This is a genomic window from Variovorax sp. YR216, from assembly GCF_900107745.1.
Lineage (GTDB): Bacteria > Pseudomonadota > Gammaproteobacteria > Burkholderiales > Burkholderiaceae_C > Variovorax.
Genome location: NZ_FNRO01000027.1, coordinates 1 through 15,104 on the forward strand (window position 1 = coordinate 1; position 15,104 = coordinate 15,104).

The window sequence follows — 15,104 nt, forward strand, 5'->3', positions numbered from 1 at the left end:
ATGTGGTCGGCTTCGTCGCCGGACAGACCAAGGCGTCGCCCAACGCGGTGTTCGCGGGCAGCGTGCCCTACCTGATGCTGGCGGGCAATCTGGTGTCGGGCTGGCAGCTTGCACGCTCGCTGCTGGTGGCCGAAGACCTCGTGAAGGCGGGCACCGACGTGCCTTTCATGAAGGCCAAGATCGCGACGGCGCGCTTCTACGCCGAGCACATCCTGAACAAGGCCCCCGGCCTGCGCGACAGCATCGTCGATGGCGCGGACAGCGTGACCGCGCTGGCGCTCGATGCCTTCTAAGCCTGGCAAGTTCTCGGCTGCGTGATCGAGACGTCCGCTCTGCGCAGAAAGGCGGGGCTGATGGCCGGATCTGAGACGAGATCCGCTTTGCGCCGGTGACCCGCCGGAGAGCAGTCGAGGTCGATGGACTGAGTTGGGCCCGGAATTGCTGTCGAACGGCAGACCGGGGAATGCCGTTCTGCAGCGATTGCGGTTCTCCCCCTCTTTGAGCGCGGACGACTGCATGTCGCCGCTTTCCGGCCATTCCGGGTGCCGCACTGGCACTTCCTCAGTGGAGGGCTTCCTGCAGCGAGGTGGTGGAATCCAGCATGGGTTAACTGGGCGGCTGCGCTTTCATCCGAGCACCGACGTTGCGGCGCGCGGCTGCTTGGGGGAAGCGGACAAGGGCGCTGGCGCGCCGGTCGTGCTCACTGAAAAGTAGGTGAAGGTGAGGCCTTCTACTGAACTTTTACTGAACTAAAGGTTGACTAACTGAAAACTTCAAAGATTCCCTACAGTGCGGAGCGCGCGCTCAATCAGCGCCACGCGTTGCCGACCTGGATGTACCAGGTGCCGCTTTCCGGACCCTTGGCGTAGTCCATCCCGACCCACAGGCCGAGCCGTCTGGCGATCAGGTAGCGCAAGCCCACGCCCCGGCTCACTGCGGTCGTCGCGTCGCTGAAGTCCGTCGACTTGCCCCACGCGCGCCCGGCGCCCATGAAGCCGACCGCCGCCCAGCGCGGCGTGAACGACCAGCGCAGTTCGGTCTCCACCACTGCGGTGTGGTCGTCCTGGTAGCGCGCGGCAGGAATGCCGCGCATGTCGATGAAGGGCAGCATGTAGAAGGGCACCCGGCCGCTCACGCTGCGGCCGTCGAGCCGGCCGGCGAGCACCAGGCTCCTGTCGAGCGGCAGGTAGGCGAACACGTGCGCGCGGTAACTCTGGAAGCGCGTGTTGCTGCCCCAGTCGGGGTCGTAGAAGGTCGCGTCGATCGCGCCGGTCCAGCCCTTCGAAGGCGTGAAGATGTTGTCGCGCGAGTCGTGCTCCAGCGTGAGCCCGAGCCCGGAGGATCGGCGTGTGGTCTGATCCGGCGAGAGGCCCGAGCGCGGGTCCTGGCTGAGATCGAGCTTGCTGTTGAGATCGAGGAAGATCCAGCGCGCGCCGAGCCAGTTGTCGCTCTCGCCGATGCGCCGGAGCACCTGCTGCAGCGACATCCAGCCGTCGAGCGAATAGTTGATGCTGTTCGCGCCGCCACCGAGCCCGCTGCCGCCGATGCCGTAGAAGGCCAGGTTGACGTCCGCGCGCCCCACGCCGCCGCGCCAGCGCCAGCGGTCATCCAGGAAGGTCATCATGCCGCCGGCGAAGGCGGCCTTGGTGCCGTTCTCGGTTGCGGCCCCGCCGACCACGAAGATGTCCGGTGGCGTCATGTGCCCGGTCTCCTTGGCGCGCTCGGCGCTCTCGCCGAGTGAATTGCGCACGAACAGCAGCGCCACGCCGCCGCCGTAGCCGACCGCTGGCTCGGTGATGACGATCGGCACCGGCAGGAAGCCCTTGCGCTCGATCATCCAGTCCGAGATGTCGAGGTGGCCGTCCTGCTGGTCGATGAAGCCTTCCATGAAGGCACGCGCCGGCTGGGACAGGGTGCCGGCAGCAAGCAACAGAACGAGGGCATTTCTGCAGCGTGCGGCGAAGCGGCCGACCATGGAGCGCGTTCCTTTCGGGGCTTTGGCGGGGAGTCCGCAAGCTCAACGTACTGGATCGTCCGGAGGTGGTCTATGGCACTTTGGTGCATGGAGGAGGTGTGCCGCGGGCGCGCTTTCAACTTGAAACAAGTCGGTGCGGCTCGCCATGGTTTGATCCATCCACGGCATGGCCGACCGCACAGGAAGTGCGCGCGCCTGCCGGGTATCACCAGCCGTCGTGGGGAGCCATGTCGACTTCGGCCCATTCGGACCCGCCCGCGTTTTCGGTGCCCTGCAAGCACTGTGCGGCGTTGCTGCATCCGCAGGAGAGGATCTGCCCCTTCTGCAGCTATGACCAGGGCGCGCCCACCGAGGAGGTGGACGGCCTGCATGCCCTCTCGGAGTTCGAGAGCCCCGACACGCTGCCGCCGCTGGACGACGACCAGACGCTGATCATGCCCAGGCGCACGCGGCAGAAGGCGGCGGCGGGACGCGCCGTCGTCGCGGCCCCTGCGGCGCCGATCGCCCTGCGCGCCGGCCGGCCTGCCTACACCGCCCCCGACACCTTATGGCAGAAGGAGGAGCCCGCGCGTTCACGCCCGATGCGGTGGATCGGCGGACTGGCCGTCAGCCTCGTGGCGGCGATGGTGCTGTTCGCGCTCACGCTCGCGCTCGACTACTTCTACTTCGACAAGCGCACCGAGCCCGGCAAGGCCCGCGCCTTTCAGTCAGACATCGCGCAGGTGCGCGCGGCCCTCGGCCGCGGCGACCTGAGCGCTGCCGAACGCACGCTCGACTCGCTCGACGCCGACTATTCGGACAACCCGACCCTGCAGCCCCTGCGCGAGGAACTCGACCGGCGCCTGCAGGAGCAGGAAACCCGGCGCGAGCAGCTTCGCGATGCCGCGAAGAGGGCGTCGCAGGCACTCGGCGTGCCGGAGCCCCGCGAACCGCCGACGGCGGGCGCGACGACGCCAGCACAGGTTCCCGCGCCGGCGACGCCGGTCGCCACGACACCGCCATCCGCGGCGCCGGCCGCGGCCAGGCGCAGTGCGCCCGCGCAGGCGAAGGACGCGCAATGCAATGAAGCGCTCGCCGCGCTGTCGCTGTGTTCGACGGAGGCACGCAAGGCGCCGTGAGGCGCCGTTGCAGCGCAATCGATCATCAACCCCGAAGGAGCCGACATGCCACTCAGATCCATACTGACCGGGCTGATCCTGATTGCCCTTCTGCCGTTTGCCGGCGCGCAACCCAGGGCGCAGTACAAGATCGTCACCGCGTCGAAGGCCGGCACCTACATCCAGATCGGCCGGGACCTTGCCAAGTACGTTGCCGAGCCGGCGGGCATCGAGCTCGAGGTGCTGGAGTCCAAGGGTTCGGCCGAGAACATCTCGCGCATGCGCTTCGAGCCCGGCGTGAAGCTTGCGCTGGTGCAGTCCGACGTGTATCAGGCCTTCCTCGACGAGGCGAAGACCGGCAATCCCGATGCGGGCAACATCATCCGGCCGCTGCGGCTGATCATGCCGCTCTATGACGAGGAGATCTATTTCGTCGCGCGCGCCGATTCGCCACTCGACTACATCCACGAGATCAGGAACAAGAAGATCGGCGTCGGCCCCATCGGCAGCGGCACCGCACTGACCTCGCGCACGCTCTACCAGATGATGTTCGACGAGGCTATTCCCGCTGCCAGCGCGCAGTACCTCACCAACGAGGAGGCGCTCGCGCAGCTCACCGTCGAGAAGAGCATCGATGTCGCGATCATCGTCGCCGGGCAGCCCGCGAAGTTGTTCTCCGACATGAAGCCCGAGGCGCGCAAGTACATCAAGATTCTCAAGCTCGATGAGAAGGCCGTGGAATCGGCCCGCGCGATGAAGACCTACTTCCCCGCGACGATCCGCACCTCGAGCTACCCCAGCTGGCTCACCGAGGACGTGCCGACGCTGACGGTGAAGGCCTACCTCGTCACCTACGACTACGGGCTGCAGTCGACGGTCGGCAATCTGGTGCGGTTCGCCGATTCGCTGTGCACGAACTTCGACAAGCTGCAGGCCAACGGCCATCCGAAGTGGAAGCAGGTGCGCCTCGAACTGCCGCCGCTGCGGCAGGGCTGGCGCTACTACGGGCCGATGGAGAAGCGGCTGCGCACCTGCATCGCAAGCCAGGCCGCCGCGCCGTCGTACACCTCCAGCCCACCACCCAGGACGCGTCCCTGTACCGAACAGGAGATGGTGCTCGGCATCTGCAAGCGGTAGGCTCTCGTCTTCACAAACGGGAGATGACGACAGATGGAAAGCACGGAAACCCACTTCCAACTTACCGCAAGCGACGCACAGCCGATCGAGGCTCACTGTTGGCAAGGGACGGACCCATCGCGTGAGCGCGCCGTCGTGCAGATCGCGCATGGCATGGGCGAGCATTCGCTTCGGTACAGGCCGCTGGCCGACGCGCTGACGCGGGCCGGCTGCGCGGTGTATGCCAACGAGCATCGCGGCCACGGCAGGCTGGCGCAGTCACGCGGAGAGCTGGGCGATTTCGGCACGCGCGGTTTCGCGGGCCTGGTCGACGACATGGCCGTGCTGAGCCGCCATGCGCGCGGCAGGCATCCGGGCCTGCCGTTGATCCTGTTGGGGCACAGCATGGGATCGTTCGCGACGCAGTACTACCTCCTGAAGTACAGCGAGATGCTGGCCGGCGCCGTGCTCTCCGGCACTGCTGCGCTGGACCTGCTGGGCGCGGCACTGCAATCCGGCTTCCGTCTTGAAGACATGAACGCCGCGCTGCCCGAAGTGCGGACGCCTTTCGACTGGCTGAGCCGCGACCCGGCGCAGGTCGATGCCTATGTCGACGACCCGCTGTGCGGCTTCACTGTCACGCCCGAGGGCATGGGCTCGATGTTCGCGAACGTCACCGATCTCACGCCGGCCGTCATGCGTGAGCACATTCGTCCCGAGCTGCCGCTCTATCTGTTCATCGGCGACCAGGATCCGGTGAGCCACAAGGGCGAGTGGTTCTATCCGCTCGTGCGACGCTATCGCGAGGCCGGCCTGCGCGACGTGTCGGCCCACGTCTTTGGCGGCGCGCGCCACGAGACGCTGAACGAGACCAACCGCGAGGAAGTCGTCGCCGTGCTCCTCGCGTGGATCGACAGGGTCGTGGGCAGCGCCTAAGTGGGCGCCGGCCCGGCGACCGCGTGCACTTCGACCGGCGCCGACTTTCCCCTGAACTGCGCCGGGCCGAGCGCCTCGACCTCGATGCGGCCCTCGATCTCGGCGCACGTCGCGGGGTCGATCAGGATCCAGCGCTTGGCGAGCTTCGTGTGCTCCTCCAGCCGCGCCGCGAGGTTCACCGTGTCGCCGATGCAGGTGTAGGTGGCCCGCTGATGCGTGCCGGTGTAGCCGGCGACCACTTCGCCGGTGGCAATGCCCACGCCGATGCGCAGCGCGGTCTTCTTCGCGGCAACGCGCTCCACGTTCAGCAACTCGATCATCTCCATCATGTCGAGCGCCGCGTACACGGCAGCCGCGCTGTGGTCCGGGAGCGGCAGCGGCGCGCCGAAGATCGCCATCAGCCCGTCGCCGATCATCTGGTTCACCACGCCGCCATGGCCGTTGATGGCATCGAACATCAGCGTGTAGTAGGTGTTGAGCAGCTCGATCGTCTCTTCCGGCGGTTGTGATTCGACCAGCGCGGTGAAGCCGCGGATGTCGCAGAACATCACCGTCGCATGCACCCGCCGGCCGCCGAGCGCGAAGCCGGACTGCTGCAGGTCCTGCGCGACTTCGGAGGTTGCGAAGCGCCGCACCATTTCCTTCTGCTGATCGCGCAGCCGCTTCTTCTCGAGGCTCGAATCGATGCGCGCCTTGAGCAGCACCGGATTGACGGGCTTGTGCAGGTAGTCCTCGGCGCCCAGTTCGATGCAGCGCGCAATGTTCGACACGCCTTCGAGCGAGGACGTGACGATCACCGGCAGGTCGCGCAGCTTGGGGTCGTCGCTGAGCTGCTCCAGCACCTGGAAGCCGTTCATCTCGGGCATTTCCATGTCGAGCAGCATCAGGTCGAAGGGGGCGCGGCGCAGGAATTCGAGCGCCACCCGTCCGTTCTCGGCGCATTCGACGGTGTGGCCCTGCAGTTCAAGGCTGCGTGTCATCAGCAGGCGATTGACCTTGTTGTCGTCCGTCACCAGCAGGCGGGCGGGCGCATGGCGGGGTTCACCCATGACAAAGCTCCGTGAGCGCCGCGGCGACGCGCGCGTATTCCTGTGCCAGTGCTTCCAATGGCGCGGGCGAGCGGTCCGCGGGCATGCCGCCGAGTTCCTGCTCCCGCGCCATCGCGCCGAGCGTGCGCGCGCCGAACGTCAGGCTGTTCGATTTCAGCGAATGTGCCGCCCGGCGGTAGTCGTCGGCATTGCCGCCCGCGAGCGCCTCGCGAAGCTCCTGCAGCATCGCCGGCGCTTCTTCCATGAAGGTCTGCACCAGTTCATTGACGAAATCGGCGCCCGCAGTCTCTTGCAGTTCTGCAAAGGTCGCGGGGTCGATGATCGGTTCGCTCATTTCAACGGTCCTTTCTGGCGGGCACGCTATTCAGGGCCTCCACAAGCCGGTCGACCCGGATCGGCTTGGTGAGGTAGTCGTCCATGCCCGCGGCCATGCACATCTCTCGGTCGCCCTGCATCGCGTTCGCGGTCATCGCGACGATGCGCGGGCGCGCAGGCGCCTTGAGCATCGTGCAGATCTGGCGCGCGGCATCGAGCCCGTCGAGCTCCGGCATCTGTACATCCATCAGCACCACATCGTAGGCCTGCCGCTGCACCGATTCCACCGCCTCGATCCCGTTGGAAGCGAGATCGGCGCGATAGCCCATCTGCTGCAGCAGGCGCAGCGCGAGCTTCTGGTTGACCGCGTTGTCCTCCGCGAGAAGGATGCGCAGCGGATGCCGCGCACCCATCGAGGGGTCGATCTGCGGCTTCGGCGCTGCGGTGGGGGCAGGCCGGGCCGAGGGGTCGCGCACCAGCAGGCCGGCGAGCGTGTCGAAAAGCTGCGACTGGTGGATCGGCTTCGAGAGGTAGGCGCTGAACACCGATTCGCCATCGCCCGTCTCGCGCCGGCCCACGGAACTGAAGAGGACCAGTGGCAGCGCGGCATGCCCTGCACGGATGCGCTGCGCGAGCGTGAGTCCATCCATCTCCGGCATGTGCATGTCGACGATCGCGACGTCGAAGCGCTCGCCCGCGTCGAGCCATTGCAGCGCTTCGAGCGGCGATGCGGTCGCGCGCGAATCCATGCCCCACTTGGCCGTCTGCAGCGACAGCACGCGGCGGTTGGTCGCGTTGTCGTCGACGATGAGGAGCCGTTTGCCGGCCATCTCGGGCTGAACGCCGACGAAGTCGCGGCGGCGGCTCGGCTGTGCGCCCGCGATCGGCGCCTCGATGGTGAAGAAGAAGGTCGAGCCGGTGCCCGGCCCGGCGCTTTCGACCCACATGGTGCCACCCATGAGCTCGGCCAGCCGCTTGCTGATCGCGAGGCCCAGCCCGGTGCCGCCGTACTTGCGGGTGGTGCTCGAATCGGCCTGCGAGAAGGACTGGAAGAGCCGGCTCTTGCCTTGCTCCGACAACCCGATGCCGGTGTCGCGTACCGCGAAGGTGAGGCGCACCGCGCGATTGGGCAGGTTTTCGGCGCTGACGGACACCACCACTTCACCCCGTTCCGTGAACTTCACCGAATTGCTCAGCAGGTTGAGCAACACCTGCCGCAATCGCGCGAGATCACCGCTGACCGCATCGGGCACATCGCCTTCGAACACATAGGCGGTGTCGAGGTTCTTTTCAGTGGCGCGCGCGCTCACGAGATCGAGCGCGGTCTCCACGCAGTCCCGCAGATCGAAGGGATGCGACTCGATGTCCATCCGGCCCGCCTCGATCTTCGAGTAGTCGAGGATGTCGTTGATGATGGTCAGCAGCGCATCGCCGGATTCGCGGATCGTCGAGACGTAGTCCTGCTGCTCTGCATCGAGCTGCGTGTCGAGCAGCAGCCCGCTCATGCCGATCACCGCGTTCATCGGCGTGCGGATCTCGTGGCTCATGGTCGCGAGGAAGGCGCTCTTGGCCTCGTTCGCGGCCTCGGCGGCGGCGCGCGCCTCCTGCGCCTGCTTGAACAGTGCGGCGTTCTGGATCGCGACCACCGCCTGGTCCGCGAAGGTCTTCAGGAGCTTGATCTCCTTGTCCGCGAACGGGCCGACGGGCTGGCGCGTGACGTGGATCGAACCGATGGAGCGGCCTTCCCACATCAGCGGCGCGATCATGATCGCGTAGCTGCCGACCCTTCCCGCGATTTCGCGCATGAACTGCGGCAGGTGCGGCTCGGCCATCACGTCCGGGATGTGCATCACCTCGCCTTCGGCCATGACTTTGCTGCCCTCGGGTGCGTGTTCCGGAGCGCGTGGATAGTGCCTCTCCAGCACCTCGCGCGCGGAACCGCGATGCGCTCCAAGATGGACCAGGCCGTCGTAGCCGATCAGCGCGATGCCCATCTGCGCGCTGGAGAACAGGCGTTGGCAGCTCTCGAGGATCTTGTCGAAGACCGGCTGGGCATCCGCCATCGAGCCGCTGATGACCTGAAGCACATCGGTGGTCGCGGTCTGCTGTTCCAACGCCTCGCGCGTCTCGTTGAAGAGGCGCGCGTTCTCGATCGCGATCACCGCCTGGTCGGCGAAGGTCTGCACCAGCGAGATTTCGGCCGCAGAAAAGGGCCGCACTTCGTTGCGCAGGAGCGAGATCACGCCCATGCCCCGGCCGTCGCGCAGCATGGGCACCGCCAGCACCGTGCGAAAGCCGTTGCGCGCCTGAAGCTCGCGGACATCCGGATACTCGGCGTCGATCAGCGGAACGACATCCTCGACATGCACGCAGCGCCGCTCGACGAAGGCTCGTCCGGCGATCGAGGTGGGGCGTATCGGCAGTTCCAGGCCCGCGCCGTCGCCTCCGTAGGCGGGCCCGTAGCGGGTCATGGCGCGCAGGCAGTCGCCCGCGGCCAGCCACACCCGGCTGCCTTCGGCGCGGCACAGCAACCCGGCGCGCTCTGCGACGGTGTCGAGCACAGGCTGCACGTCGGTCGGCGAGCCGCTGATCACCTTCAGCACCTCCGAGGTGGCGGTCTGCCGCGCGAGCGCCTCCTGCGTTTCGTCGAACAGCCGGGCGTTCTCCAGCGCCACGCCCATGGTCGCGGCCACGGTTTCCAGCAGCTGGATCTGCTCGCGGCCGAAGGCGTATTCGCGCTCGTGATTCTGCAGACCGAGCGCCCCCAGGACGCGGTCTCGCCCGAGGATCGGCACTGCGGCGAGCGAAAGCGCCCAGTCGGTGCCTGGGTGCGGGGCGAGCCCGATGCGGGTCTGCTCCTCGCGTGTGTTCAGGACACCCACCTCGCGGCGCAGCAGGATGCGCTCCAGCGGCTCGCCAGGCTTCAGCGGGCGGGCCGGCGGCAGCGGCAGGGGCCGGTGGTGCTCGTAGCGGTAGAGGGCCTGCACGAGGTTGGTCTTGTCGTCCCACCACAGGATGGTGACGTCGCCGGAGTCGAAGACCTCGCGCAGCTTGTCGCCGACCATCTGGACGATGGCGGAAAACTCCAGCCGCGCTGCGATGCCTTCCTGGATGCTGTCGATCAGCGTGAGCGCGCCCGCGTTCTGCGCAAGCTCGGCGGTGCGCGCGGCCAGCGCGTTTTCGAGGCGCTCGCGGGTGCGGATGCCGGCCAGCGCGCCCGCCGCCTGGGCCGCGAGTGCCGCAAGCACATCCTGGTGCGCGCGCTCGAAGCGGCCCCGCGGGCCTTCGACGTCGGCGTAGAGAAAGCCGGCCACGTCGCCTGGCGCGATCGATGGGGCGATCAGCGGGGCGATGAGGCACGAGCGCTGCGCCGCGGGCTTCGCGCCTTCCGGACCATGGCGCAGACGGGCCGAGCGGTTGTGGCGGGCTTCGGCCAGCCAGGGTCCGATCGCGCGGAGCAGTTCCGCGGCCTTCTCGCCGCGCGGCAGCTTCGACCCGGCGATGCGAAGGCTGCCACCCGAGTCCAGTACGAGCATGACGCGCTGCGCCCCCAGCAACGCCGCCGCCTCGCGGACCAGGACGGCCGGCAGTTCGCGCTCGCTGCCGAGGGCGTTCAGGCGGATCCCGCTGTCGACGAGGCGTTCCAGCGGCAGGCGCGGTGCGGCTCCTGCGCGAGCGGCAAGTCGCGACGATGGCCGGGACCGGGACTCTGCCATGGGGCGTCGGGCTCCTGCGGTAGGGTGGTGTACGCGCCGGCGGCGCATACGGCGTGGAGTCTAGCGGCGTACGGAATCGGCGTGGCAAGATCGCCGCCCCGCCCGGATGTCACAAACCGCCGGCCCCGAACGTCTACGCGAGATATGGACGATTCAACCCGCACTTTCGACCAGCTCCGCCCCCGCCTGGAGGGCATCGCCTACCGCATGCTCGGCTCGATGGCCGAGGCCGAGGAGGTGGTCCAGGACGTCTGGCTGCGCTGGCACGAGACCGACCCGGCGACGCTGGACAGCGCCGAGGCCTGGCTGGTCACGATCGCCACGCGCCTGTCGATCGACCGGCTTCGCAGCGCCAAGGTGCGCCGCGAGCACTACGTCGGGATCTGGCTGCCCGAACCGATCCTGACCGATTCGCCGCCGACCCCCGACCAGATGCTGGAGCGGGCCGACGAGGTTTCCACCGCCTTCCTGATGCTGCTGGAGCGCCTGTCGCCGGAGGCGCGCGCCGCCTTCCTGCTGCGGGAGGTGTTCGATGCCGACTATCCGCAGGTGTCCGAGATGATCGGAAAGAGCGAAGCCGCCTGCCGGCAGCTCGTGCATCGTGCGAAGGCGCAGTTGCGCGAGGAGCGCCCGCGCTTCGAGGTCTCGCCCGACGCGCACCGACGGCTCCTCGGCGACTTCGCGGCGGCGATCACCGACGGCAACCTTGCGGCGCTCAAGTCGATGCTGTCCGAACGGGCCGAGCTGATCGGCGACGGCGGTGGCAAGGTGCCGAGCTTCGGCAAGCCGCTGGTGGGCAGCCAGCGCATCGCGCAGCTGTACTTTGCGAGCGCGCGCCGCCACGGTGCGGCGCAGCGCGTCGAAATCGCGAACCTCAACGGGCAGTGGGGCCTGCTGCGCTTCATCGATGGCGCGCTCGAATCGGCGCAGTCGTACGAGACGGACGGGCAGCGCATCGTGCGCATCCATGTGCAGCGCAATCCGGACAAGCTGGCGCGGCTTGCGGCGATGCTCGGGTATTGATTGCGCGGCGCGTGTCACAACCGCACGGGGTCGAACGTCTTCCGGATATGGCGCACACGGTGTGCGCCTCAAACCCGGAGAAACCATGACCCAACGCATCAACTACATCCAGCGTTCGCCCGAGCTGTTCAAGAAGTTCGTCGAGTTCAGCAACGCGCTGAAGGAAAGCGGGATCGACCGCGCCATCCACGACCTCGTCAACATCCGGGCCTCGCAGATGAATGGTTGCGGCTTCTGCCTCGACATGCATGTGAAGGAGGCGAAGATCCACGGCGAGCGCGAGCTGCGACTCCACCATGTGGCGATCTGGCACGAGTCCCCGCTCTTCAGCGCGAAGGAACGCGCCGCGCTGGCCTGGACAGAGGCGCTCACCCATCTGCCGCCGCACGGCGTGTCCGACGAACTCTTCGAAAGTGCGCGCACACAGTTCTCCGAGAAGGAACTGTCGGACCTCACGTTCCTGGTCATGGCGATCAACGCCTGGAACCGCGCCAACGCCGCGTTCAAGACCCCGCCCGGATCGGCGGACAAGGCATACGGGCTCGAGAAGGCCGATCTGAGCTGAGGCTGCGGCGCGGCAACAAGCGCTTACACGGCGTCGCGGCCGCGGCATGCCAACCCCGTGTCAATTTGATCATCGTCACGGAAGTTGCGTTGACATCAGCGTCTTCGCGACACACGATGTCTCCTCCTGATGCGCTGGAGGACTCTCCCGATGGAGAACAAGCATGAGAAGTACCAACGCCTGATTGCAGCCTGCCGGGCGTTCGATCCGATTCCGTGCGCGGTGGTGCACCCCTGCGACGAGAGCTCGCTCAGGGGCGCGCTGGAGGCGGCGGAAGAAAACCTGATCGCCCCGATCCTGGTCGGGCCGGAGCAGCGCATCCGGGCGGTGGCCGCCGATTGCGACCTGGACATCTCCGGCCTCTCGATCGTCGACACGCCGCACAGCGAAGCTTCGGCCGAAGCGGCGGTGCGCCTCGCGCGCGAAGGCAAGGTGGAGGCGCTCATGAAGGGCAGCCTGCACACCGACGAGCTGATGGCCGCGGTGGTCAAGCGTGAGACGGGCCTGCGGACCGGGCGGCGCGTCAGTCACTGTTTCGTCATGGACGTGCCGGCGCTGCATCAGCCGCTCATCATCACCGACGCGGCGGTCAACATCTTTCCGACGCTGCAGGACAAGGTCCACATCATCCAGAACGCGATCGACCTGGCCCATGCGCTCGGAAATGGTGCACCCAAGGTGGCGATCCTCTCGGCGATGGAGACGGTGAACCCCAACGTGCCCACCACGGTCGAGGCCGGCGCGCTGTGCAAGATGGCCGATCGTGGGCAGATCACCGGCGGCATCCTCGACGGGCCGCTCGCGCTGGACAACGCCATCGACCTCAACGCGGCGAAGATCAAGAAGATCGCCTCGCCGGTGGCGGGACAAGCGGACATCCTCATCGTGCCCGACCTCGAAGCGGGCAACATGCTCGCCAAGAGCCTGACGTTCATGGCCGGTGCAGATGCGGCGGGTATCGTGCTGGGGGCGCGCGTGCCGATCATCCTCACGAGCCGCGCAGACTCGCTGATCGCGCGGCTCGCCTCGTGCGCCGTAGCCAGTCTGGTCGCACGCGCACGACGCGAACAGCCGCCGAAAGTGGTCGCATGAAGCAGCCGGGCATCCTGGTCCTCAACGCCGGCTCTTCCAGCATCAAGTTCCTCTTCTTCGTCGAGCAGCATGACGGGCTGGCACCGGTGCTGCGCGGCCAGGTCGAAGGGCTGCACACCGCGCCCCATTTCATCGCGCGCGACGGCGAGGGCCGCGTGGTCGGCGAGAAGCGATGGGGCGAAGGCACCGCCTTGGGGCACCAGGGTGCGGTCGCGCATCTCGCTGCGTTCCTGCGCGCAGAAGGATCAAACTACGACCTGCACGCGGTCGGCCATCGGGTGGTGCACGGCGGGATGCATCACGTCCACCCCGAGCGCGTCACGCCCGAATTGCTGGCATCGCTCGACAAGCTGGTGCCGCTCGCGCCGCTGCACCAGCCGCACAACCTCGCGCCGATCCGGCTGCTGCTCGAGCACCAGCCCGATCTGCCACAGGTCGCGTGCTTCGACACCGCCTTTCATGCGACCAACGAGGACGTGGCGCGCCGCTTCGCGATTCCTTCGGAACTGCACGATGCCGGCGTGCGCCGCTACGGCTTCCACGGGCTTTCGTACGAGTACGTGAGCGCCGCGCTGCCCGCCCACGATCCGGCGGCGGCGGCGGGCAAGGTGGTGGTCTGCCACCTGGGCAACGGCGTGAGCATGTGCGCGATCGACGGCGGCCGCAGCGTCGCGAACACCATGGGCTTCACCGCGGTCGAGGGCCTGCCGATGGGCACGCGCTCGGGTTCGCTGGACCCGGGCGTGCTGCTCTACCTGATGGACGAGCGCAAGATGGATGCGCGCGCGATCGAGAAGCTGCTCTACAGCCAGTCGGGCCTGCTGGGCATGTCGGGCATCTCCAGCGACATGCGCAATCTCCTCGAATCGAATGACCCGCGCGCGAAGACGGCGGTGGATGTCTTCGTCTATCGCATCCGCCGCGAACTGGGCTCGCTCGCCGCGGCGATGGGCGGACTGGATGCGCTGGTGTTCACCGCCGGCATCGGCGAGAACAGCGCCGCGATCCGCGAGCGCGTGTGCCGCGACGCGGCCTGGCTGGGCATCGAACTCGACAAGCAGGCCAACGCCGGCGGCGGCCCGCGCATCAGCACGGCCGGCAGCAGGACGGCGGCATGGGTCATCCCGACGAACGAGGAACTGATGATCGCGCGCCACACCCGGCGCGTGGTCGAGGGCAGGGATTGAGAGGCTCCGGATTCATACGCTTTTCATGGTCAGGCATGAATCTCGCGACTAGACTCAACGACCATCACTTTCACCAATGGGGCTCATATGACCGATACACCCAGAGAAAGCGTCTGGACTCACCAGATCGACGACGTCCTGTCGCAGATCATGCGGGAAGCATCGATCTGCCAGGTGAAGATGATGGACCCCGGCGTCATCGAGGCCGTGCTGAAGAACAACGACTCGGTCTGCGGGCACCAGAACCCGCTCGCCTTCAAGAAGCTGCGCGAGACGCTGATGATGGCCTTCATGGTGCGCGAAAAGGCCTATGACGTGCTCGGCCCGGTCGAGGCACAGGCGCTGATCGACACCATCCGCGAGCGGCTGCAGAAGCGGATGGAGCACCACTGAACCTGCACTTCGCAGGTTGCCCGCGCATCGAAGCGGTCACCGTTCAACACCGGCTGGAGAAAGCGCCATGGGCGAAAGCAGCGACGACATGCAGTTCCGCCGCCGGATCGCGCTGCGCGACGGCACGCCCGCACTCATCCGGCCGATGCGCCCCGATGACCGGGGCCGCATCGTCGCGGCCTTCGCGGCGCTGGAGCCGGAATCGATCTACACCCGCTACTTCACGCATGTGAAGGCGCTGCCCGAGAAGACGCTCGATCGCCTGAAGGACATCGACTTCGAGCACCTCGCCGGGCTCGCGGTGACCCTCGGGGAGGGCGACGACGAGATCGTCATCGGCAGCAGCACCTACGTGGTCTTCGATGCGCCCGACGGCGCGCGGGCCGCCGAGGTGGCCTTCACGGTCGAAGAGGACTACCACTGCAACGGCCTGGCGACGCGCCTGCTCGAAACCATGATCGAGATCGCGCGCAGGCACCGCATCGTGCGCTTCGAGGCCGACGTGCTTGCCGACAACGCCCCGATGCTCGCAGTGTTCAACCGCTGCGGGCTTCCGATGCGCAAGCGACGCGATGGCGGCGTGACGCACATCGAAATGGATCTCGCGGCTCCGGCCGCTCCCGAATCCCAATGAAAGGAA

General features: G+C 67.4%; 14 protein-coding genes. 10 read left to right on the forward strand and 4 right to left on the reverse strand.

Annotation, left to right across the window (positions count from 1 at the left end; translation table 11 throughout):
- Positions 1 to 293, forward strand: a 293-nt coding sequence (locus BLW05_RS33110) for an acyl-CoA dehydrogenase C-terminal domain-containing protein (protein ID WP_177142920.1), incomplete at its 5' end; no start/stop codon positions are given.
- Between the two features lie 515 nt (positions 294 to 808).
- On the opposite strand, the gene BLW05_RS33115 is transcribed toward BLW05_RS33110, so the two are convergent.
- Complete coding sequence (locus tag BLW05_RS33115) at positions 809 to 1,975, reverse strand: BamA/TamA family outer membrane protein (protein WP_093168809.1); 1,167 nt, start codon at positions 1,973 to 1,975, stop codon at positions 809 to 811.
- A gap of 227 nt (positions 1,976 to 2,202) precedes the next feature.
- Here BLW05_RS33115 and BLW05_RS36220 point away from each other — a divergent pair, with 227 nt between their 5' ends.
- The 3 genes from BLW05_RS36220 (at position 2,203) to BLW05_RS33130 (ending at position 5,124) form a co-directional block, all read left to right on the forward strand.
- Complete coding sequence (locus BLW05_RS36220) at positions 2,203 to 3,093, forward strand: hypothetical protein (RefSeq protein ID WP_093168811.1); 891 nt, start codon at positions 2,203 to 2,205, stop codon at positions 3,091 to 3,093.
- A gap of 45 nt (positions 3,094 to 3,138) precedes the next feature.
- Positions 3,139 to 4,209 (forward strand): TAXI family TRAP transporter solute-binding subunit, encoded by a 1,071-nt coding sequence (locus BLW05_RS33125; RefSeq protein ID WP_093168814.1) that lies wholly within the window; start codon positions 3,139 to 3,141, stop codon positions 4,207 to 4,209.
- A 135-nt stretch (positions 4,210 to 4,344) separates the two neighbouring features.
- A complete protein-coding gene (locus tag BLW05_RS33130; protein WP_371127011.1) occupies positions 4,345 to 5,124 on the forward strand; it encodes an alpha/beta fold hydrolase in 780 nt (259 codons plus the stop codon).
- Here BLW05_RS33130 and BLW05_RS33135 read toward each other — a convergent pair.
- Genes BLW05_RS33135 through BLW05_RS33145 form a run of 3 tightly spaced genes read right to left on the reverse strand, consistent with a single transcriptional unit; the run spans position 5,121 to position 10,204 of the window.
- A complete protein-coding gene (locus BLW05_RS33135; RefSeq protein ID WP_093168818.1) occupies positions 5,121 to 6,173 on the reverse strand; it encodes an adenylate/guanylate cyclase domain-containing protein in 1,053 nt (350 codons plus the stop codon). The two genes, BLW05_RS33130 and BLW05_RS33135, sit on opposite strands and share 4 nt — an antisense overlap.
- Positions 6,166 to 6,507: an Hpt domain-containing protein gene (locus BLW05_RS33140; protein ID WP_093168820.1), complete on the reverse strand. Its 342-nt coding sequence runs from the start codon at positions 6,505 to 6,507 to the stop codon at positions 6,166 to 6,168. Before BLW05_RS33140 ends, BLW05_RS33135 begins: the two co-directional genes overlap by 8 nt.
- Position 6,508: 1 nt before the next feature.
- On the reverse strand, positions 6,509 to 10,204 hold the full coding sequence (locus BLW05_RS33145) for a GAF domain-containing protein (RefSeq protein ID WP_177142921.1): 3,696 nt from the start codon (positions 10,202 to 10,204) through the stop codon (positions 6,509 to 6,511).
- A gap of 144 nt (positions 10,205 to 10,348) precedes the next feature.
- Here BLW05_RS33145 and BLW05_RS33150 point away from each other — a divergent pair, with 144 nt between their 5' ends.
- The 6 genes from BLW05_RS33150 to BLW05_RS33175 all read left to right on the forward strand — a co-directional run bounded on the left by BLW05_RS33150 (position 10,349) and on the right by BLW05_RS33175 (position 15,098).
- Positions 10,349 to 11,227 carry an RNA polymerase sigma-70 factor gene (locus tag BLW05_RS33150; RefSeq protein WP_093168824.1) on the forward strand — a complete coding sequence of 293 codons (879 nt, stop codon included), beginning with the start codon at positions 10,349 to 10,351 and terminating at the stop codon, positions 11,225 to 11,227.
- Positions 11,228 to 11,312: 85 nt separating this feature from the next.
- Positions 11,313 to 11,792, forward strand: coding sequence for a carboxymuconolactone decarboxylase family protein (locus BLW05_RS33155; protein ID WP_093168826.1), 480 nt, complete (start codon positions 11,313 to 11,315; stop codon positions 11,790 to 11,792).
- 150 nt (positions 11,793 to 11,942) lie between these two features.
- The gene (locus BLW05_RS33160; protein ID WP_093168829.1) at positions 11,943 to 12,884 is read left to right on the forward strand and encodes a bifunctional enoyl-CoA hydratase/phosphate acetyltransferase; all 942 of its coding nucleotides are present in this window, start codon (positions 11,943 to 11,945) and stop codon (positions 12,882 to 12,884) included.
- Positions 12,881 to 14,071 (forward strand): acetate/propionate family kinase, encoded by a 1,191-nt coding sequence (locus BLW05_RS33165; protein ID WP_093168831.1) that lies wholly within the window; start codon positions 12,881 to 12,883, stop codon positions 14,069 to 14,071. The genes BLW05_RS33160 and BLW05_RS33165 overlap by 4 nt, the downstream gene beginning before the upstream one ends.
- 87 nt (positions 14,072 to 14,158) lie before the next feature.
- Positions 14,159 to 14,464: a hypothetical protein gene (locus BLW05_RS33170; RefSeq protein WP_093168833.1), complete on the forward strand. Its 306-nt coding sequence runs from the start codon at positions 14,159 to 14,161 to the stop codon at positions 14,462 to 14,464.
- A gap of 67 nt (positions 14,465 to 14,531) precedes the next feature.
- Positions 14,532 to 15,098 (forward strand): GNAT family N-acetyltransferase, encoded by a 567-nt coding sequence (locus BLW05_RS33175; protein ID WP_093168835.1) that lies wholly within the window; start codon positions 14,532 to 14,534, stop codon positions 15,096 to 15,098.
- The last annotated feature ends 6 nt before the right edge of the window (positions 15,099 to 15,104 follow it).